Here is a 20,782-nt window from a genome sequence, read left to right on the forward strand (position 1 = left end):
TCTTTACCTGAGCTTCAGCGTGGCAAGCCCGATCAGCGCGAGGATGACCGAGATGATCCAGAAACGCACGACGACCGTGCTTTCGTGCCATCCCTTTTGCTCAAAGTGGTGATGGAGCGGCGCCATTCGGAATACGCGCCGTCCCGTCATTTTGAAGGACGCGACCTGGATGATCACCGACAGCGTTTCCAGCACGAACAGGCCACCGACGATGGCGAGCACGATCTCGTGCTTGGTTGCCACCGCGATTGCGCCGAGCGCGCCGCCAAGCGCGAGCGAGCCCGTATCGCCCATGAAGATCATGGCGGGCGGCGCGTTGAACCAGAGGAAGCCCAGGCCCGCGCCGATCAGCGCGCCGCAGATGACGGCGAGTTCGCCAGTTCCGGCGACGTGGTGAATCTGCAGGTAGCTCGCGAACCTTACGTTGCCGATCAGATAGGCGATGAGGCCGAAGGTGGCCGCCGCGATCATGACCGGCACGATGGCGAGGCCGTCGAGGCCGTCCGTCAAGTTCACCGCATTGCCCGCACCGACAATGATGAACATGCCAAACACGACGAAGAACAGGCCGAGATCGATCAGCACCGTCTTGAAGAACGGCAGCGCCAGCTTGCCCGCGAGATCGGGCGTCGAAAGCTGCACGAGGAAGTAGACGGCGACAGCCGCCACCAGAAATTCCAGGCCGAGGCGCGCGCGGCCGCCGAACCCGCTCGACTGCTGCTTCGTCACCTTCAGATAGTCGTCGTAGAAACCGATGCCGCCATAGGCGAGCGCAACGAAGAGCACGATCCAGACGTAGGCGTTCGAAAGATCCGCCCAGAGCAGCGTCGCCACCGTCACGCCAGCGAGAATCATGAGGCCGCCCATGGTGGGCGTGCCCTTCTTGGAGAAATGCGATTGGGGGCCGTCCTCGCGGATGGGCTGGCCCTTGCCCTGCTTCAGCCTGAGCAGCGCGATGATGCCAGGCCCGAACAGAAGTACGAACAGGAGCGCGGTGAAGATCGCGCCGCCAGTGCGGAAGGTGATGTAGCGAAATACGTTCAGAATGTTGATCTGATCGCTGAAGCTCACCAGCTCGTAGAGCATTGCATTCCCCCTCGACCCCGTCCCCAATCAGCCTGCGGCGAGCCTTTTCCTCAGTGCGTCTGCGAGCGGCCCCATGCGGCTGCCGTTCGACCCCTTGACCATTACCACATCGCCCGGTGCGAGCCGCGCGACGAGCGCGTCCTCGATCTCGCCGGACCGCAAGCCCCATGCCCCCTGGCGCTCCGGCGGCAGCGCGCGGAAAAGATGCTCCATGTTCGGACCACTCGCAAAGACCAGATCCGTGCCTGCGGCGTCAACCGCTTCCTTCAACGCCAGGTGGTGCGATTGTTCCTCGGCACCCAGCTCCAGCATATCGCCGAGCACGGCGATGCGCCGCTTGTAGGCTGCCCGCGGCACCGTGCCCAGGACCGCGAACGCCGCACGCATGGACGCGGGGTTCGCGTTGTAGCTCTCGTCGATCAGTAGGATATGGCCATCCCCGAGCGGCAACTCCGTGCGCACACCGCGGCCCGGCGGCGGCGGAACGGTTGGGAGGGCCGCGAGCGCCGTCTCGACATCGGCTCCAGCCGCATCGATGGCGGCGGCGACTGCGAGCGCGTTCATCGCGATGTGAATGCCCGGCACGCCCACCCGGCAATGGATCTCGCGCCCGCCGATGTCGATTTGCATCGCCGTGCCGTCGGCTGCGATTTCGAGCACCTTGGAGCGCACGTCCGCGCGCGCGCTTTGACCGAACGAGACCACGCGCGCGCCGACCTCTTCGGCATGGCGGCGGAGCGTTTCGAAATGCACGTTGTCGCGGTTGAGGATCGCCGTGCCGCCGGGTTCCAGCCCTTGGAAGATCTCGGCCTTGGCTTCCGCGATGGCCTCGACGTTCGGGAACTGCGCGAGGTGGACGGCATCGACGGTGGTGACGATGGCGATGTGCGGGCGGACCATGCGCGACAGAGGCCCGATCTCGCCCGCGTGATTCATGCCGATCTCGAACACGCCGAAACGCCTTGCTGCGGGCATGCGCGCCAAGGTGAGCGGCACGCCCCAGTGGTTGTTGAACGACTTGTCTGCACCGTGCGTCGCCCCAACGCGAGACAGCGCGGCGCGCAGCATGTCTTTCGTACCCGTCTTTCCCGCACTGCCGGTGACCGCGATCACGCGCGCATCGGGCGACAACCGCGCGCGGGCGGCGCGGCCTATGTTTTCAAGCGCCGCCTGCACATCCGGCACGCGGATCAGCGGACCGTCGCCGGGCTTAGCTTCGTAAGACGTGGAGACGAGCGCCGCCGCTGCACCTGCCGCAAATGCCGCGCTCACGAACTCGTGGCCGTCACGCTGATCCTTGAGGGCAACGAAAAGATCTCCGGGCGCGAGCGTGCGCGTATCGATCGAGAGGCCCGTCACGGGGGCGCCTGACGCGTTATCCGCCCGGCCGCCAGCCGCGCCCACGAGATCGTCGAATGTCCACAGCGTGTCTTGAAGGGTCACGTCGCGTATCGGACGCCCTTTACGGACATCCTCTCCTTGCTGCTGTCTTGTTCGTTCAGGACGCCTGTAACGCTTGGCCGAGACAGTCATGATCCGAGAAGGGAATGACCGTCTGGCCCACGATCTGGCCGGTTTCGTGGCCCTTGCCGGCGACCACAAGCACGTCTCCAGGTTGCAGGAGCGCCACGGCCGCGCGGATCGCCTCGGCGCGGTCCCCAATCTCTCGCGCGCCGGGCGCGGCGGCCAGGATTTCGGCGCGGATGGCGGCCGGATCCTCGGTGCGCGGATTGTCGTCGGTCACGATGACGATGTCGGCGTTCGAAGTGGCGATGGCGCCCATGATCGGCCGCTTGCCACGGTCGCGGTCGCCGCCGCAGCCGAAGACGCAGATGAGGCGGCCGGTCGCGAACGGCCTGAGCCCCGCGAGCGCCGCTTCGAGGGCTTCGGGCTTGTGGGCGTAGTCGACGACGGCGAGCGCGCCGTTCTTCTCGCCGACGATGTCGAGGCGTCCGCGCACGCCTTTCAGCCCGGCAAGCGCGGGAACGACGACGGCGGGGTCTTCGCCCATCGCGAGAACGAGGCCGAGCGCGACCAGCGCGTTCGCGACCTGATAGGTGCCGATCAACGGCAGGCGGGCTTCGTACGTGCGGCCATCATAGACGAGCGTCATGACCTGCGCGAAGCCATCGCGATCGAGGGCTGCAAGGCGCAACGTTTCGCCTGCCGTTCCGACGCTGACGATGCGATGCCCGCGCAGGCGCGCGGCCTGGATCACCGTCTCCGCCCCGGCCGCATCGACATTGACGACGGCTGGCGCGCCGAGCGGCAGAAGCTCTTCGAACAAGCGGAGCTTGGCGGCGAGATAGGCTTCGGTCGTGGGATGATAATCGAGATGATCGCGCCCGAGGTTCGTAAACGCTGCCGCGCTCACGCGCACGCCATCGAGACGATATTGATCGAGACCGTGGGACGAGGCCTCGAACGCAAGATGCGTAATGCCTTCGCCCGCAAGCGCAGCAAGCGTTGCGTGGAGCGTCACCGGATCGGGTGTGGTGAGCGAGCCATAGGTTGCGCCGTCCGGCTTCACCACACCGATGGTGCCGAGCGACGCCGCACGCCGGCCTGCCGCCGCGAAGAGCTGGCGCGTGAATTCCGCAACCGATGTCTTTCCGCTCGTGCCCGTTACGGCAACGATGGTTTCGGGCTGGCGTTCGAAGAAGCGCGCCGCGATGAGCGCAAGCGCCCGGCGCGGGTCGCGCGCGCGAAGGACGGGTACGGAGAGCCCATCCGGCACGTCGGCGGTTTCGCTCGTCAGGATGGCAACGGCGCCCTTTTCCACCGCGTCCGCGATGAACGCGGTGCCATCTGCCTTGGCGCCGGAGAGGGCCGCAAACAGCGCTCCCGGCTCCACGCGGCGGCTGTCCGCCGTCAGACTGGTGACGGCGATGCTGAAGGCGCCGGCTGGCACCTCGGCAACCTCATCGTGGGGAATGAGCGTGGAAAGAAGCATGTGTTCCCGGCCAGGCGAATGCTCGGACGCTTTTAGACTGCTTCCCCCTCAGTTTGAAGCGCGTCGCGCACAGCCATCAAACGCGGCGGAGGTGATTGTCAAACTCTGTGGACGGGAAACGGGTTTCAAGCGCATTTTCGCCTTCTCGCGCCTCCTCGGTTCTGACGACACCATGGCCCGAACTGATTGCGAAGGCACGGGGACCGCTTCCGGCGAGGCCGCAAGCATCCTTCAACGCCACCTCGCGCACGATCTTTCCGGTTTCAGTATCGGTGTAGACGACGCGCCCGGCACGAGGGGCAGATGCGGCGAGGAGGCGGCCTTCGGCGCAGACCGCCACCGAGCCGATGTATCCGCGCAGCGCGTCTCCCGCCGGACCGCCCGGCTCGATCAACGCAATCGGACGGTCGAGGCGCGCGCGGCCGATCAGCTCCGGCGCATCCTCGATTGCACCCTGCCATTGCCCGCCGAACCACACCGCACCGCTGGCGTCGACCACGAGGTGGCGGATCGAGAGCAGATTGATCTCGGGCGGCAGGCCGTGCTGCGCCTTCAATGCACCCGTCTCCACATCGATGAACGACATGTTCGGCTCCATGCCCGCGACGTCGATGCTCTCGCGGCCCGTGACGGGATCGCTGCCGAACCCTCCGTTCGCTGCGACGAGCGTCTTGCCGTCGGGCAACAGGATCGCCTCGTGCGGGCCGATGCCGTACGAGGGAAATTCGCCGATGCGGCGGAAGCCTTTTCCCGTTTCGTAGACGCCGATGATGCCCTCTCCGGTCTCGACGTCGTGCTCGGTCATGTAGATCAGCCGCCCATCCGGCGAGAATGCGCCATGGCCGTAGAAATGCCGATCCGGCGGCGGCGCGAACACTTCGGGTTCGGCGCGGCCGTCAATGTCGAAGCAAAGCGCGAAGTAGCCGGGGCGGCGTGCGCACGCCACAGCACGGCGGCGTGCGCGGTCGATGGCGATGTCGTGCGCGCGGGCAGTGAGCGGGATCTCGCGCAGGACGCGCCCATCGCCGGTGACGAGAAGCACCGCGTAGCCGTTCCCCTGTCTGCGAGCGGCGGCGGCGTAGACGACGGCTGTGTCGGCATGGCCTGCCGCACGCGCTTCGGCCGACAGAACGCAGCGCGGCGCAGTGAGGGCGATCAGCGCACCCGCAACAAACCGGCGGCGATCAATCGCCGTCGAGTTCGTTGAAGCCCAGGATGATGCCGGCATTGGCCGCGAGCTCCCTGACAACGATTTGGCGAATAGAGGTGATGTCGAAGCGCAGCTTGTTGGCGACGTGCCTGTGAGCCTTCGAGGCGATGTCTCCGGCCCGGACATCGTCAAGTCTTCGCGACTCTGTCGCGAGCCCGTTCCACCCAGCCGACAAAAATCCGACCATCCACGGCTTATCGGGACCGATGCGGGCGGCAAACGCGCACACGTCATAGAGTTCCTTCAGCGCGTCGATTGTCGCGATGACGAAGACGCCCGTCGCATTCGACCTCTCGAACGGAAGGCGTGCGCGACGGGGAGGATCGCGCGACACGGCATGAAGCTCCGGCAACGCGATGCGGTCGCGCACGAGATCGAAGCCGACGACGAGCGCCTTGGCGATCTCGCGGGCCGACTCGGACGTGTCGCGATAGAGGCGGTTCTCCGGTCCGGGATTCAGGATCTTGGCGCGATAGCCGTCTTCGCCCGCCCAGCCGCTTTGGATTTCTCCGGCAACCGTATCGATGGCCGAGGCTACGGCTCGCGCCATGTCGCAGCGATAACGTGCCGCCTCGTCATTCCCGTTTCCAAGCGGCTGCTTTTCGCTGAAAAGGAGCGCTTCGAGCGCCGTCAGGCCTTGGACGGCAACGCTTTGCTTGGCGAGCGCGCCGGGCTGCAAAAGCTCCGGCTTGCGCGCGGCGAGCAGCGTGTTCAACTGCCGCTCTGCGGTGGCGCGAGGGTCGGGCCAGAACAGCACCCGTTCGAGGCGGTGGTTTCGGGCCGAGGGTCCGAAGCGCACGAAATCGAGCGGCGCCCACGCGCGCACCGTCTCGACGAAGGCGGACTGGGCCACCGCGAGGGCGGCGGGCTTCGCCTCCACCCTGCACGCCTCGCCAACCGCTTCGGACAAGACGTTCGCACGCGTCTTGAAAGCGTCGATGCGCGGCAAGATAAATTCGTCCACGGCGTCGCGAACCATCGCCGCCTGGGTTTTCGGCTGAGGCGCGCTTTCCGCCCAGCTACCCGTTGTGCCAACGAACATCACCGACGCAGCGGCGGCGGCTGCCATCGCTGCTGCTCTTGAGAGCAGGCCGAAATTCACTCGGAAAGGTCTTCGGGACACCATGGCCCGATGTGTACGCCGTGGCGCAAGGAAACGAAAGGCTGAGCGACGCGAGGGCGGACGAAAGCACCCTCACTCGGCGAGGACGTAATCCTCTTCTTCCGCCGTGAAGGGCACGTTCGCCTTCTGATTGCGGCGCTGCTGCTGCATGCGCATGAGGCGCTCGCGCGTCGAGAAGCTGCGGTATGGGCAGATGAGGCCCTTCTTCTCCAGCACTTCGAGGCGCGCGTAGATGACGTCGACGGCCAGCGGCGCGCATCCGCAGCACTGCATGCGCTTTTGCATGTGGCGGTAGACGACGCCGGGCGTCGGGATCGGCGCCTCGGGCTGGTTCAGGATGTCGAGAAGCGCAAGCTCGATGTCGTGATCGGAGATGCGCGTACAGGAGCAAACGATCATTTTTCCCGTCCTCGCCGCTACTGCCTGAGATCGGCCACCGGGGCCGACGCATAGGCTGCGGCATTCACAATCAGACCCGGCGAGAGCACCTGATCGAGGCCACGCATGGTGACGGCGAAGCTCTCGGCGTGGTGGACGACCTCGTCGATCAGCGAGCTTTCGATCAGCGCGAAGGCGCAGGCGCGCATCGCAGGGCAGGTGTTGTGCTGGCAGGCCGCGATCATCGACACGGCCAGGCACTCGTCGCGACAGAAGCCCGCGCAGTCGCCGGCGCACACCTCGATCTCACGGCGGGCCGCAGCGCTGACCGCGCGCACCCAGGCCGAAAGCTCGGACACGGCCGTGCGGGCGGCATTGGCGCCGAGCGCGCTCGAATAGATGCGCCAGGCTTCTTCCCAGCGGTCGATATCGCCGGATTTATATCCGGCGACCCAGTAGCGGAAGCCGAGGCCGATCAGCCGCTCGGCGCCACGCTCGCCCGAGAGCGTCTGCAGCGGGGGCGGGGCAATGACGGGGCGCGCGGCACTAGAACGACGCATGAAGGACCTCCCGCATCTGCGACAGGACCGGAACGCTCAAGCGACAGGAAGGAAAGGCGAGCCCATAAGGCGGGCATGAGAACGGCACGCAATCCGCGCGCAACACCCAATTGGGGTGCGTTTCGAGAAGCATCGTTCGACCTTCCTATTGTCGAGGTTCAAGGCCCCGAAAAGGATATAGGTATGCCGGCTGCTCAAGGGCAGCCTTGCGCGTAAACAAGCCTCTTTCTCAGGCTGGAGTCAAGGGTGCAGTCGCGCCCTAGCCTATTGGAATCATTCAAATCTTTGTTTTGAAGAGTTCCAAAGTACAGAAAGCTAAATGCTTTCAGAGCTGCGCTCGGGAGCGACGGGTGGCGGCACCCGAAATTGCGACCGCTTTCGTGCGACGCTGTGTCTTCGGCTTTACAGAACGAGGCGCCTGAGGACGCTGCACCTTGAGCATCTGCTCAAGGGTGTGCTCGTCCAATACGCTGATGAACGCATCGAGCGCGTTGTCGAAAAGCTGATCAAGGGCCGCAAGCTGACCCTGGTTCTCCCCTTCGGCACCGTCTTCCGTCTCCATCTCAAGGCGCAGGATCTCCATCGACCGCACCACGTCGCCGATGCGGATTTCGGCTGCGGGACGGGCCAAACGGACCCCACCATGGCGGCCGCGTACAGCCTGAATGAAGCCAGCCCGGGAGAGGAGATGAACGATCTTGAACGTGTTCTGGAGCGTGATGTCACGCCGCTCGGAGATCTCTGCGACCTTCACAAGTTCGGGCGCGGCTCCGGCGCAATCCAGCAGAATGCGGATGGCATAGTTCGTTGTCTTGCTTAGGCGCATGGTCTATCCAGCTCTCCTCCCGTGCGCGCCACCGTTCGCGCGGGTCCGTTTGGTTTTGTATCTCAACAAAATTCTAGATCAATTCCAAACTACCAAAAAATCGCCCGGCGCAGGGAAAAATATTCCCTTGGCCCTTAGGGGCGCCGCCCCGGTTTCTCTACGCGCGGAAATCGGCAATCATTCTTGACTGCTTTCGTAAATAAGTCCAGTCGCGTCCGCCCGCTGACCAGATCCCGAGGAGTTCGATCCTTGCCCCAGCCAACCCTAAGATTTCCAAAGATTTTCCTCGCATTTGCGGCGATTGTGCCTGCCGCGGGAGCCTTTTCTGCAACGGTTCACGCCGAAGCACCCACCGCAGACGCGGTGCTCGCCACCTATGCGGACATCGCCAAGGCGGGATATGAGGACAGCCTGGAGCGGGCGAAGGCCCTTCAAAAAACCATCGGGACACTGCTCGACAGCCCCAGCGCAGAGGCGCTGGCAACCGCGCGCCAGGCCTGGATCGACGCCCGCGCCCCTTACATGCAGACAGAGGCCTACCGCTTCGGAAACCCGATCGTCGACGATTGGGAGGGCCGCGTGAATGCGTGGCCGCTGGACGAGGGTCTGATCGACTACGTGGCCGAGGCCTATGGCGGCGACCACCCGGAAAACGAGTTCTACACCGCGAACGTGATCGCAAATTCCACACTCAAGGTTGCAGGCAATACGGTCGACGCCTCGGAGATTACGCCGCAACTCATTCGCGAGACGCTGCATGAAGCGGGTGGCATCGAGGCCAACGTGGCCTCCGGCTATCACGCTATCGAGTTCCTGCTATGGGGGCAGGACCTCAACGGAACGGGTCCGGGCGCGGGCGAGCGGCCTCATACCGACTACGACCTCGCGAATTGCTCGAACGGCAATTGCGACCGGCGCGCGGCCTATCTCCGCGTCGTGACCGGGATGCTCGTCGAGGACCTTGCCTGGATATCCGAACAGTGGGGGCCGGAGGGTGACGCGCGCGCCGCCGTTACCGAGAACGAGACGGACGGGCTCACCGCCCTGCTCACGGGGCTCGGCAGCCTCACCTACGGCGAGCTTGCGGGCGAGCGCATGAAGCTCGGCCTCATGATCCACGATCCGGAGGAGGAGCACGATTGCTTCTCGGACAACACGCACAATTCTCACTACGGCAACGCGCTCGGCATCCGCAACGTGTACCTCGGCAGCTATAAGCGTACGGACGGCAGCGTGGTTTCGGGACCGTCCGTCTCCGACCTCGTCCGCGCGAAATCGCCCGAGACGGACGAAGCGGTGCGAGCCGCCATAGACAAAACCATGAGCCAGATGGACGTGCTGGTGGAGCGCGCCAAATCCGTCGAGGCCTACGACCAGATGATCGGGCTCGGCAACGCGGAGGGCAACGCCGTGGTGCAAAAGACGATCGACCTTCTGGTCGCGCAGGCCAAGGAACTGGAGCGCGCCATTGCCGTGCTCGATCTCAAGGGCATCGCGTTCGAGGGGTCGGACAGCCTCGACAATCCCGATCTCGTCGAGGGCGCGCAGTAGATGACGTCGTCGGCGTGGCGGAGCGATGCGTTCAGCCGCGCACGTCTTCGCCTTCTCGGACGCCCGCGCGCGACGTGGGCGAGAGGCGCTTCGCGCGGAAAAGCGCGGCGTCGACGTCCTCGGTGCCCGGGGACGGGGACCCTGCGCCGCTTGATCGGCGCAGGACTTTGAGCTTCATAGGCGATGGCAAAGACGCTCAGAGACATGTTGCCTCCCGTTGCGCTTGCCGCCCTCGTGCCGCTGGCGGTCGGTGCCGTGCTCGCCGGAAACGAGGCGCCTCCCGCCGTCACGATCACACCCGCGACCCTTGAGGCTGGCGAGGAATGGCCGGGCGGCGGCGCCACGTCACGGCAGCGCGTCGACAATCGCGATGCCTTCTCGCATTTCTCCCACGGCATCGGCTTCGAAGGCGAGATGAACTTCCGCATCGGAAACTCGGTGTTCCGGCGGCTGTGGGTGTCCGCACCGTCTTCCACCACGGCCTCGGACGGACTTGGGCCGCTTTACAATGCGCGCGGCTGCCAAAACTGCCACATCAAGGACGGGCGCGGGAGGCCACCCCAAGCGAACTGGCCGGACGACACGGCCGTCTCGATGATCCTCAAGCTTTCCATTCCACCCGAGACCGACGAGCAGAAACGGCTGCTTGCAGACAGGACGGCGACGTTCATTCCAGAACCCGTCTACGGCCGGCAACTGCAGAACGTCGCCATTCAGGGGCACGCGGGAGAGGGCCATCCGCACGTTACCTATACGGACGTCCCGGTGACGCTTGCGGGCGGCGAGGTGGTTACGCTGAGGCGGCCAGAGTATTCCGTGACACAGCTGGGATATGGCCTGCTGCATCCCGACGTGCGGCTTTCGCCGCGCGTGGCGCCGCCGATGATCGGGCTCGGCCTCATCGAAGCGATCCCGGAGGCGGATATCCGCGCGGGCGCCGATCCGGACGATGCGGATGGAGACGGCATTTCCGGGCGCACCAACGAAGTGTGGTCGCTCTCGGGGCAGCGCGTTGCGCTCGGGCGGTTCGGCTGGAAGGCGGGGGTTGCGAGTGTGCGCGACCAAAGCGGCATCGCGGCTGCGACCGACATCGGGCTTTCCAACCCGCTCATGCCGCTCCCATCCGGAGACTGCACGCCCGCGCAGACGGCCTGCCTCGATGCCCCCAACGGGAACTCCGACCATACGGGCGGCGTGGAGCTTGGCGGCGAATTGTTCGATCTTCTCGTCTTCTATTCGGAGAACCTTGCCGTGCCGGCGCGGCGCGATCCGGAAGATGCGACCGTCCTGAGAGGAAAAGCGCTGTTTCACCATGTGGGATGCGCTGCCTGTCATCGTCCGACATTTACGACCGGCGCGTTCGAAGGACAGCCTCATCTCAGCGGTCAAAAAATATGGCCGTATAGCGATTTCCTGCTGCACGACATGGGCGAAGGTCTTGCGGACGGATGGACAGAAGGGGATGCTAGCGGAAGCGAATGGCGGACAGCGCCGCTCTGGGGCGTGGGGCTCACCGAAACCGTCGTTGGGCACACCTTCCTGCTGCACGACGGACGGGCGCGGGACGTGCAGGAAGCCATCCTCTGGCACGGCGGTGAAGCCCAGCGCGCGCGCGATGCCTATGCGGCGCTGACGCCGGAGGATCGGGCGGCCTTACTTGCGTTCGTCAACTCTCTCTGAGGCGCATCGTCAGGCGGGCAGCGCCCAGCCGTAGAGCCAATCGTATCGGCTCATGAAACGCTCGGGCGGAATGTGCCGCAGCGCCATGTTGCGGCCCGCCGCCATGACGCCCTCCATGTGATAGATGCGTCCGTTCGCACGCGAGGCCTCGGCCACGCGGCGCACGCGCGGCGTGCGCTCGCGCGCATAGGCCTCTAAGGCACGGGCCGGATCCTGCGGATCGGCAGCAAGTGCGCGCGCGACGACGACCGCATCCTCAAGCGCCATGACGCCGCCCTGCGCGAGGAAGGGAAGCACCGGGTGCGCGGCGTCCCCGAGCAGGGCCATGCGTCCCACGGAAAATTGCGGAGACGTTTCAAGTGCGAGCAGCGACCAGCGGCGCCATGTGTCCGGACGGCCGACAAGATCTTTCAGAAGCGGTGCGAAGCGCTGCCGGCGCGCGCCTACCCAGCCCCGGTCGCACGGCGAGTTCCAGTCCCCCGCGACGCGGCCGTCGTCGAAGATCGCCACGAGCGCAACGGCTTCCCCGCCCGAAACGGGATAATGCACGACGTGGACATCCGGTCCGATCCAAAGATTGACCTCGGGGCGGCGGAGCGGTTCCGGCACGGCAGACACCGGAAGCACGGTACGCACGGCGCATTTTCCCGTGTAGCGCGGTGCGCCGCCGCCGAAGGGATCCGTGCGAAGGGCGGACCATGCGCCATCGGCGGCAATCAACGCCCGCCCCCTGCTGGCTTCGCCATCCGCTGCAACGGCGGTGACGCTCTCATCTCGTTCTTCGCGGAGCGCAGTCACGACGACATCGGTTCTGATGCGGATCAGAGGCTCGCGCCTGGCCGTGTCAAGAAGCGCTTTGTGAAGATCGCGCCGATGAAGCGTCCAGTATGGGGCTCCGTGACGTTCCGCGATCCACGGGCCGAGCGGAAAGCGCGCCAGATCCCGGCCGCTCATCGCATCGCGGATGTGGACTGCGTCCGGCGTCGTGACGGACGCTTCGAGCATGGGCGCAACGCCGAGCGCCGTCAGGATACGGGTGCCGTTGGGGCCGATCTGGATGCCGGCACCGTCTTCGCCGAACGCGGGGCGGCGCTCCAGCACTTCGGATGGAATGTTTTGCCGTGCGAGCGCAAGCGCCGCCGCGAGTCCGCCGATACCGCCGCCTGCGATCACGATCTGGCCGGGCGGGGGGCGCGCGTCCGTCATGGCGTCAGGCCGCCAGGTCGCTCGCGGAGACAAGGCAATTCCTCGGATCGCTCTCGTCCGCGGCAAGGCGCGGATCGTAAACATAAAGCGTCGAGCAATAGGGGCAAAGGACCTGGCTGTCGGCGCCCATATCGAGGAACACGTGCGGATGGTCGAAGGGCGCGCGCGCGCCCATGCACTGCAGCTCCTTGACACCGACAAAGATTTTTTCGGCGCCGACATCGTTTGCGAAATGAGGGGTCACGTTCTTGGCCATTGCCGTGGTCTTTCCGCGTCAGTTCGTTCGGATGGGCGACCATAGCGGGGGCCTCCCGAAAAGAACAGAGGACGGTTCGTCCCGGAAGGCGGGCGCGTCCGCCTGCCGCAAGGCATTGCCATCCATGTCCGTTTGCTGCCACCCTTGCCTTCCTCGTCCGCCGTTTCGGCGCGGACGAGCGTGAAAGCGATTTGCGGGACAGCGACGTGACCTCTCGACCAGCGATGACGACCTTCAACTCCCAAGGCGTGGAGATCGCCTACATCGACCAGCGCCCGCCGCAGCCGAACGACATTCCGGTGCTGCTCATCCATGGGTTTGCGTCGAATGTGCCGACCAACTGGGTCGATACGGGCTGGGTCCGGACTCTGATCGACGCCGGATACCGCGTGATCGCGTTCGACAACCGCGGGCATGGCGCAAGCGAGAAGCTCTACGAACTCGACGACTACGGCGCGCCGCTCATGGCCGAAGATGCGCGGTGCCTGCTCGATCATCTCGCGATCCCGCGTGCACACGTCATCGGCTATTCGATGGGCTCGCGCATCGCGGCCTTCCTTGCGCTTGCGCATCCCGAGCGCATCCAGAGCCTGGTGTTCGGCGGGCTCGGCATCAACATGGTGCGGGGAATGGCTGGCACCGGGCCCATCGCGCATGCACTCGAAGCCGCTCACGTGGACGACGTGAAGAGCCAGGCCGCACGCACCTTCCGCGTGTTTGCCGAGCAGACGAAAAGCGACCTCAAGGCGCTCGCGGCCTGCATCCGCTCCGCGCGGGCGCCGATCACGGCAGACGCCGTTGCGCAGATCGGCGCGCCCGTGCTGGTGGCCGTCGGCGAGAACGACGTCGTCGGCGGGTCTGCACCGGATCTCGCCAAATTGATCCCAGGCGCGGAAGCGTTCGTCATCGCGGGACGAGAGCATATGAAGGCCGTCGGCGATCGGACGTTCAAGGCTGCGGCGCTGGAATTTCTCGCGCGCGTGGATGGGCGAGCGCCCTAGGCAAGGCCGGAAGCACGACGCGAAAGTCACAAGGCCCCGGTGTCTCAGCCGTTGCTCGTCGAGGGAACATCGTGGGGGATGCCGAGCGAGCAACTCTGACGACGGGCCGGGGCCTCGACGCACGAAAAAGTCGTGACGCCTTACGCATACGCTGCCCGGCTTCGGCCGAACCTGACCCATCCATTCAGAGGGCTGGATGCTGCGTCAGAGAGCGACCGGCGTCCAGAAATCCGGGCAGTCCGGATTGTAGCAGGCACTCAATTGATTGGTGCACGTATTCTCTGCCCTCCCCCTCCGTTCCCTGTGGATATCTCGAAAAAGGCGCCGGAAAAACGCCTCCGATACGCCCGAGGTCAGCCGTAGACCCGGCCGCAAACCGCCCGAAAGTGATGGCACACCGTGCCAGGGAGGATGGGACATTCACCGTTCGTTAGTGCTAACGGACTTAGTGTTCCCAGGTCATGCGTCTCAGTCGTGTACTCGTGTTGCCGGTGCTTGTTCCGGCCTTGCTCTCGGCGTGCAGCTCGGGGCCGAATTTCGTTGCCCAATACGAGCCTTGGCGCGACCAGGAAGAAAGTGCGTGCATCGCGTCCGGCGTGCTCCAGCGCACGACCTACCTTTCGAGCCGCTCCGCCCTCGGCGGACCCGGCATGTGCGGCACGGAGCGCCCCTACGAAGTCACGGCCGTGGACGACGGGCGGGTGCGGATCAAACCGGCCGCCCTTCTTCGCTGCCCCATGATTCCCCAGATCGAGCGGTGGATCCGCGAGCATGTGTCGCCCGCCGCGCTCTATCATTTCGGCGCGGAGGTGGAAGAGATCTCGACGGCGGGCTCCTATAATTGCCGCCCGATCAACCACAAGTCCGGCGGCAAGCTTTCCGAGCACGGCTATGCCAACGCGCTCGACGTCACCGGCTTCGTTCTTTCGAACGGGGAGCGGGTCTCGCTCGTGCGCCACTGGAACGGCAATCAGGCGCAACGGGCGTTCCTGCGGGCAGCCCATCACGGGGCCTGCCAGCATTTTACCACCGTGCTCGGCCCCGAATACAATCGCGCGCACCGCGATCACTTCCACGTGGACTTGGCGCGGCGCGGGCGCGACGGGCTCGGCCGGGTGTGCAAGTAGCGAACGCGGGGCGACCCCCAGACAGACGCGCGGCGTCTCTCAGACCTTCTCGCCTGCTTTGCGCTTTGCGGCACGGCCTGCCGTATCGGGCCCTTCGTATGTACAGCGCCCCGGTGCGCGGACCTTCCAGACGAGCCCGCTCTGCGGATATTCGACGATGACCTCGGCATCGAGCGACTTCTCGACCATGGCCACCATGATGGTGTGCCCGAACCCGCGCCGCTCGGGCGGCGTGACGGGAGGTCCGCCCTGTTCCCGCCATTCGAGCCGGAACTCGCGCTCCTCCGCCCCCGGCACGAGGTCCCACGAGACGTGGACCTGCCCATTCTCATCGGACAATGCACCGTATTTGCTGGCGTTCGTCGCCAGCTCGTGCAGCGCCATGCCGATGGCCTGGGCGGCAGGCGGCTGGAGGCGGACGAGGGGACCCGATATCTCGATGCGCGTCCCGATCAGCTCGCGAAAGAGCGAAAGCTGAGACCGCACGAGGTCGGCCACGCGCACGCCCTGCCAATTGCTCTCGATGAGAAGATCCTGGCTCGCGGCGAGGCCTACGATGCGGTCCGAGAACTGGCGAACGAACTGCTTGGGTTCCTTGGAGGGCATCTGGCGCGCGATGGCCTGCACAACGGCCAGCATGTTCTTGGAGCGGTGATTGACCTCGCGCATCAACAGCATGATCTGCTGCTCGGCTTCTTCCCGGAGACGGGCGGCCTCGACCAACGCAGTGCCGATCGCGTTCGCCTCCTCGACGACGGTCGGCTGGAAATCGACAGGCCGGCCCTCGCCGAGCGATTTCGCCGCCTTTTCGGCAAGCCCGAGCGGGCGGGTGATGACGCGCGCAACGCCGACCGCGCCGGCGATCCCGGCACAGGTGAACGCGGCAACGATCAGAACGTAGCTCAAGAGCGCCTCGCGGGCCGAAGCCTCGACCAGATCGGCCGGGACCGAGACCGAGATCAGCCAACCGCTGGTGCGCGACGGCGCGGAGCCCCAAATAACGGCGCGGCCTTCCAGGTCCGTTCCGTGGCGAGCGCCTTCCATCTTGTCGCGCAGCGCCTCTTCCTTGAACGGCTTGCCGAGGAACTCGTCGTGGAGACGCGTGCGCGCGATCACGTTGCCTTTGCGATCCGTGATCGTCCCGCGCCATTCCGGCGGAAGCTTCTGGCGGTCGAGTAGCTCCTTCATCAGCACCGGATCCAGCGAGAGCGAGAGGACGTAGCGGATCTCTTCATTTCGCATGACGGGAACGGACACGGCCATGACAGGCTTCTTCGCCACCTGCCCGATGACGATATCGGAAACGTGCGGACGCCCGTCTTCGAAAACGGGTTCGTCCGTTCCTTTCGCGTTCGGGAGAGGCGCGCCGTATGGCAGGCGCGTATTGAAGCGCTGCTGCCCGCTTGGGTCGCGCAGGAACGCGAACAACCGGCGCGATTTGAGCGCGGCGACGGCCTGATGATAGACGGTTTCGAAATTATCTTCCGCGAGCGCAGGCGTGGTGGCCAAGGACTCGAGGATCGCCATGTAGCTATTGAGCGTCTGATCGAGGTCGGCGGCAATACGCGCGGCAGAACTCGCAGCCTCTCCAACGAGGCGCTCCCGCTCCGACGCCGTGAGACGGGCCGCCTCCATGGCGAGCAGCGCAAGTAGCGGTACCGCGAGGGCTATGATCGATAGGGCCAGGAGAAAGGAAACGGGCCAGGGCGGTCGTACGGAAAAGGAGCGTTTCATACCTGGCGCTGCATCCCAAGCTTGCGGAAATCCGGCCGCTCCACCTTAATGCGAGCGGTCGCCGTCGAAGCTTCAAATAGCGCAGTTGGCCAAATTGTTCGAGCCCGATTGCCCGCGCGATCCAACCTTCCAACCAATTGGATCCGAAACCTCCTTATGCTCCCCGTGGCTCGGCGGGTTGCTCAATTTTCGCACGCACGACCGATTCCGTCAGCGCCGGCGAGCAATATTCGATGAAACGGTAGGCGTATCCCCTCAGGTAAGCGCCTCGGCGTACCGCGATCTGCGACGTATTTACCTCGAACAGATGCGTGGCGTCGATAAGGCGCAGTTCGGGATCGCGCTGAGGCTCGAATGCCTGAGACGCGACAACGCCGACGCCGAGACCCAACTCGACGTAGGACTTGATGACGTCCGCGTCGAGAGCGGACAGCACGATGTCGGGCACGATACCGGCTTCCGCGAAAGCCTTGTCGATCTTGGGCCGGCCCGTGAAGCCTTCGCTGTAGGTGATCAGCGGCCATTCGGAGAGCGTTTCGAGCGTGAGCTTGCCGGCGTTTTCCAGCGCGTGGCCGGCACGCACGACGACGCCGTGATGCCAACTGTAATAGGGGAACGACGCCAGCTCCGGCGCATCCTTCAAGGATTCGGTGGCGATGCCGATGTCCGCCGCGCCTTCGGCCAACATGCGTGCGATCTCAGCCGGGCTCCCCTGGTGAAGCACGAGATGGACGTTGGGATAGGCCTCCCGAAACTTTGCGACCACGAGCGGCAAGGCATAGCGCGCCTGCGTATGCGTGGTCGCGACGTCGAGCTGGCCGCGGTCGCGATTGGCGAATTGCTCGCCAAGCTTCTTGATGTTCTGGGTGTCGAGCAAGATGCGCTCGACGATGCCCACGAGCTCGCGCCCCGGCTCGGTCAGACCGAGCAGGCGCTTGCCGCGCCGAACGAACAGCTCGACGCCCAGCTCGTCCTCAAGATCCTTGATATGCTTGGAAACGCCCGACTGCGAAGTATAGAGCGCGTTCGCAACATCCGTGAGATTGAAGTTTCGCCTTACAGTCTCACGGATGATGCGTAGCTGCTGAAAGTTCATCTGTTCTCGTTTTCTCCGAACAGGCTCAGGCGCCTGCTCTTGATGCGAACGTTGTCGCCTGTCGATAGACCGAGCGATGCCAAATGATCGGCCGTCACTTCGACCTCAAAATAATCGTGTTTGCCGCCACGCGCATCTCCATTTGCAAGCAGTTCGACGCGGGTAACAGCGCCGCTGCTATCGAGGATGCGGTTCACACGGGCCGCGATGCCCTCTCCGTCAGAGGTTTTCACGATTTCCGTGTCGTGCGGGCGGGTGAACGCCACGACGGACGCGCCATCGTGAAGATCGGTGCGGCCATGCGGAAGCAGATCGTTGCCGACCCGCACATAGCCACCTTCGACATGCCCACGGAACTCGTTCACGTTGCCGATGAAGCTATACGCGAACGAGGTCGCCGGATTGTTGTAGATCTCCTTCGGGGATCCGATCTGCTCGATCTTGCCCTTGTTCATGAGCACGATGCGGTCGGAGACTTCCAGCGCCTCCTCCTGATCGTGAGTCACGAACACGGACGAGATGTGCAGTTCGTCGTGAAGACGGCGGAGCCAGCGGCGCAGCTCTTTTCTCACCTTCGCATCGAGCGCGCCGAACGGCTCGTCGAGCAGCAGCACCTGCGGCTCGACGGCGAGAGCGCGCGCCAGCGCGATGCGCTGGCGCTGGCCGCCGGAAAGCTGCGCCGGGAAACGGTCGGCGAGCCACCCGAGCTGGACGAGTTCAAGCAGGCGCTCGACGCGCTTCTTGATCTCGGCGTTCGAGGGACGCTGGCTGCGCGGTTTGACACGCAAACCGAAAGCGACGTTCTCGAACACGGTCAGGTGCCGGAACAGGGCGTAGTGCTGAAACACAAAGCCGACGCGTCGCTCGCGGACGTGCTTGGCGGAGGCATCCTCACCCGAAAGAATGACGGTGCCTTCATCCGCCTGCTCAAGGCCGGCGATGATGCGAAGCAGCGTGGTCTTGCCGCAGCCCGAGGGTCCGAGCAACGCCACCAGCTCACCCGGCGGCAGGGTCAGGTTGATATTGTCGAGCGCTTTGAACGTTCCGAAAGACTTCGAGATGTCTTTGACCGCAATGCTCATCCCAATTTCTCCTCAGCGTAGGCTGCACTCGCGCGCCACTCGATGAATGTCTTCACGGCAAGCGTAATGATCGCCAGGAAGGCCAAGAGCGACGCCACTGCGAACGCGGCTGCGAATTGATATTCGTTATAAAGGATCTCGACGTGCAGCGGCATGGTGTTGGTCTGGCCGCGGATGTGTCCGGACACGACCGACACCGCGCCGAACTCTCCCATTGCACGCGCGTTACAGAGTATCACGCCGTAGAGGAGCGCCCATTTCACGTTGGGCAGCGTGACGCGCCAGAATGTTTGCAGCCCCGACGCGCCGAGCGTGACGGCGGCTTCTTCCTCGTCGCGGCCCTGTGCCTGCATCAGCGGGATCAACTCGCGCGCGATAAACGGGAAGGTCACGAACACCGTCGCCAGCACGATGCCCGGCACCGCGAAGATGATCTTGATGTTGTTGTCCTGGAGCCAGGGACCGAACCACCCCTGCGCACCGAACAGCAGCACGAAAACAAGACCCGCGACCACCGGAGATACCGAGAACGGCAGATCGATGAAGCTGATGAGGATCTGCTTGCCGCGGAAGTTGTGCTTGGTGATGGCCCAGGCCGCCGAAATGCCGAACACCAGGTTCAAAGGCACCGCGATGGCTGCCGCGAGCAAGGTGAGCCTTACGGCGGCCAGCGCATCGGGATCGGAGAGAGACGTGATGTAGACGCCCCACCCCCTGCGGAATGCCTCGAAGAAGACCGTGATCAACGGCAGGATAAGGAAGAGCACGAAGAACGTCAGGCCGGTACCGAGGACAAGGTATTTGACCCAGCGCTCGTCACGGGTGGCGAGGTTGTTCTCGAAGCGGGTCGCGGAACCGGCGAACCCGTGAAGATGTGTAACAGCTCCGGCCATCAGGCTTCCCTCCCTCCACGGCGCGACGACCAAGCCTGCAGACCGTTGATGATGAGCAGCAGGACGAACGAGAGAATGAGCATGACGGATGCGATGGCGGTGGCGCCGGCATAGTCGTACTGCTCAAGCTTGGTGATGATCATGAGTGGCGTAATCTCGGAAACGAACGGCATGTTGCCGGCGATGAAGATCACCGACCCGTACTCGCCGACGGCACGCGCGAAGGCGAGTGCGAAGCCGGTCAGCAAGGCCGGAACGAGGGCCGGGAACACGACGCGGATGAAGGTCTGGAGACGCCCCGCACCCAAGCTCGCAGCGGCCTCCTCGAACTCGGCATCGAGATCTTCGAGGACCGGCTGCACCGTCCGCACAACGAACGGGAGACCGATAAAGACGAGCGCGATGACGATGCCGATGGGTGTGAAGGCGATACGGATATCGAAGGGCGCGAGCCACTGTCCGATCCAGCCGTTCTGAGCGTAGATGGCCGTCAGCGCGATACCGGCGACGGCCGTCGGCAGCGCGAACGGCAGGTCTACGAGAGCGTCGACGAGCTTCTTTCCGGGAAAGGTGTAGCGCACCAGGCCCCACGCCAGGATCAGGCCGAACACCACATTGATGGCGGCGGCAAGGAGCGAAGCGCCGAAGCTCAGCTTGTAGGAAGCAACGACGCGAGGCGCGGTCGCGGCGGCGAGATAAGCGTCCCAGCCCATGCCGGCCGCCATGATGAATACGGCCGAGAGCGGGATGAGAACGATCAGGGACAGGTATGCCAACGTGAATCCGAGCGACAGCCCGAATCCAGGCAGAACGCTGCGTTTACGTGCGAATGCCATCGATTCCGTTCCTATGTCAGTGTGCAATCGTCAGAGCGATGATCACGGACACGGAACAGAGCAGCGCCGTCCAAGAGATGAACCTCTCCAGTTGAATCCGTTTCGATGACACAGTCACATCCCCCAAACCGTATGCGCGCACCGTAGGGTCTCCTCTTTAGAAGCAGAACTAATAAGAACTGCG

19 protein-coding genes are annotated in these 20,782 nt (G+C 64.6%); 4 read left to right on the top strand and 15 right to left on the bottom strand.

Annotation, left to right across the window (positions count from 1 at the left end; genetic code table 11):
- Positions 1-3: 3 nt before the first annotated feature.
- From mraY to W911_RS15995, 8 genes are all read right to left on the bottom strand, one after another.
- A complete protein-coding gene (gene mraY / locus W911_RS15960; protein ID WP_023788577.1) occupies positions 4-1,086 on the bottom strand; it encodes a phospho-N-acetylmuramoyl-pentapeptide-transferase in 1,083 nt (360 codons plus the stop codon).
- A 27-nt stretch (positions 1,087-1,113) separates the two neighbouring features.
- On the bottom strand, positions 1,114-2,529 hold the full coding sequence (locus tag W911_RS15965; RefSeq protein ID WP_023788578.1) for a UDP-N-acetylmuramoylalanyl-D-glutamyl-2,6-diaminopimelate--D-alanyl-D-alanine ligase: 1,416 nt from the start codon (positions 2,527-2,529) through the stop codon (positions 1,114-1,116).
- A gap of 55 nt (positions 2,530-2,584) precedes the next feature.
- Positions 2,585-4,039 (bottom strand): UDP-N-acetylmuramoyl-L-alanyl-D-glutamate--2,6-diaminopimelate ligase, encoded by a 1,455-nt coding sequence (locus tag W911_RS15970; protein ID WP_023788579.1) that lies wholly within the window; start codon positions 4,037-4,039, stop codon positions 2,585-2,587.
- Between the two features lie 76 nt (positions 4,040-4,115).
- Positions 4,116-5,267 (bottom strand): DUF1513 domain-containing protein, encoded by a 1,152-nt coding sequence (locus W911_RS15975; RefSeq protein WP_023788580.1) that lies wholly within the window; start codon positions 5,265-5,267, stop codon positions 4,116-4,118.
- The gene (locus tag W911_RS15980; protein WP_023788581.1) at positions 5,224-6,318 is read right to left on the bottom strand and encodes an imelysin family protein; all 1,095 of its coding nucleotides are present in this window, start codon (positions 6,316-6,318) and stop codon (positions 5,224-5,226) included. Before W911_RS15980 ends, W911_RS15975 begins: the two co-directional genes overlap by 44 nt.
- A gap of 126 nt (positions 6,319-6,444) precedes the next feature.
- Positions 6,445-6,771, bottom strand: coding sequence for a (2Fe-2S)-binding protein (locus tag W911_RS15985; protein ID WP_023788582.1), 327 nt, complete (start codon positions 6,769-6,771; stop codon positions 6,445-6,447).
- A gap of 17 nt (positions 6,772-6,788) precedes the next feature.
- Complete coding sequence (locus tag W911_RS15990) at positions 6,789-7,310, bottom strand: hypothetical protein (RefSeq protein ID WP_023788583.1); 522 nt, start codon at positions 7,308-7,310, stop codon at positions 6,789-6,791.
- Positions 7,311-7,635: 325 nt separating this feature from the next.
- The gene (locus W911_RS15995) at positions 7,636-8,136 is read right to left on the bottom strand and encodes an RrF2 family transcriptional regulator (protein WP_023788584.1); all 501 of its coding nucleotides are present in this window, start codon (positions 8,134-8,136) and stop codon (positions 7,636-7,638) included.
- 249 nt (positions 8,137-8,385) lie between these two features.
- Between W911_RS15995 and W911_RS16000 the strand changes: the two genes are divergently transcribed.
- Both W911_RS16000 and W911_RS16005 read left to right on the top strand, forming a co-directional pair.
- Positions 8,386-9,687 (top strand): imelysin family protein, encoded by a 1,302-nt coding sequence (locus W911_RS16000; protein WP_023788585.1) that lies wholly within the window; start codon positions 8,386-8,388, stop codon positions 9,685-9,687.
- Between the two features lie 183 nt (positions 9,688-9,870).
- Positions 9,871-11,367 carry a di-heme oxidoreductase family protein gene (locus W911_RS16005; RefSeq protein ID WP_023788587.1) on the top strand — a complete coding sequence of 499 codons (1,497 nt, stop codon included), beginning with the start codon at positions 9,871-9,873 and terminating at the stop codon, positions 11,365-11,367.
- A gap of 9 nt (positions 11,368-11,376) precedes the next feature.
- On the opposite strand, the gene W911_RS16010 is transcribed toward W911_RS16005, so the two are convergent.
- Together W911_RS16010 and W911_RS16015 are read right to left on the bottom strand one after the other, a co-directional pair.
- Positions 11,377-12,573, bottom strand: coding sequence for an FAD-dependent monooxygenase (locus tag W911_RS16010; RefSeq protein ID WP_023788588.1), 1,197 nt, complete (start codon positions 12,571-12,573; stop codon positions 11,377-11,379).
- 4 nt (positions 12,574-12,577) lie between these two features.
- Positions 12,578-12,829 (bottom strand): zinc-finger domain-containing protein, encoded by a 252-nt coding sequence (locus W911_RS16015; RefSeq protein WP_023788589.1) that lies wholly within the window; start codon positions 12,827-12,829, stop codon positions 12,578-12,580.
- A 224-nt stretch (positions 12,830-13,053) separates the two neighbouring features.
- Between W911_RS16015 and W911_RS16020 the strand changes: the two genes are divergently transcribed.
- A complete protein-coding gene (locus W911_RS16020) occupies positions 13,054-13,830 on the top strand; it encodes an alpha/beta fold hydrolase (RefSeq protein ID WP_023788590.1) in 777 nt (258 codons plus the stop codon).
- A gap of 461 nt (positions 13,831-14,291) precedes the next feature.
- Positions 14,292-14,957, top strand: coding sequence for an extensin-like domain-containing protein (locus W911_RS16025; RefSeq protein WP_023788591.1), 666 nt, complete (start codon positions 14,292-14,294; stop codon positions 14,955-14,957).
- A 39-nt stretch (positions 14,958-14,996) separates the two neighbouring features.
- On the opposite strand, the gene W911_RS16030 is transcribed toward W911_RS16025, so the two are convergent.
- The 5 genes from W911_RS16030 to cysT form a co-directional block, all read right to left on the bottom strand.
- Positions 14,997-16,691, bottom strand: coding sequence for a sensor histidine kinase (locus tag W911_RS16030; RefSeq protein WP_023788592.1), 1,695 nt, complete (start codon positions 16,689-16,691; stop codon positions 14,997-14,999).
- A 154-nt stretch (positions 16,692-16,845) separates the two neighbouring features.
- Positions 16,846-17,787, bottom strand: coding sequence for a CysB family HTH-type transcriptional regulator (locus tag W911_RS16035; protein WP_023788593.1), 942 nt, complete (start codon positions 17,785-17,787; stop codon positions 16,846-16,848).
- On the bottom strand, positions 17,784-18,869 hold the full coding sequence (locus tag W911_RS16040) for a sulfate/molybdate ABC transporter ATP-binding protein (RefSeq protein ID WP_023788594.1): 1,086 nt from the start codon (positions 18,867-18,869) through the stop codon (positions 17,784-17,786). Before W911_RS16040 ends, W911_RS16035 begins: the two co-directional genes overlap by 4 nt.
- A complete protein-coding gene (gene cysW, locus W911_RS16045) occupies positions 18,866-19,762 on the bottom strand; it encodes a sulfate ABC transporter permease subunit CysW (RefSeq protein ID WP_023788595.1) in 897 nt (298 codons plus the stop codon). The genes W911_RS16040 and cysW overlap by 4 nt, the downstream gene beginning before the upstream one ends.
- The gene (gene cysT / locus W911_RS16050) at positions 19,762-20,598 is read right to left on the bottom strand and encodes a sulfate ABC transporter permease subunit CysT (protein WP_023788596.1); all 837 of its coding nucleotides are present in this window, start codon (positions 20,596-20,598) and stop codon (positions 19,762-19,764) included. Before cysT ends, cysW begins: the two co-directional genes overlap by 1 nt.
- Between the last annotated feature and the right edge of the window lie 184 nt (positions 20,599-20,782).

Origin of the sequence: Hyphomicrobium nitrativorans NL23 (genome assembly GCF_000503895.1) — a bacterium.
GTDB classification, from domain to species: Bacteria; Pseudomonadota; Alphaproteobacteria; order Rhizobiales; family Hyphomicrobiaceae; genus Hyphomicrobium_C; species Hyphomicrobium_C nitrativorans.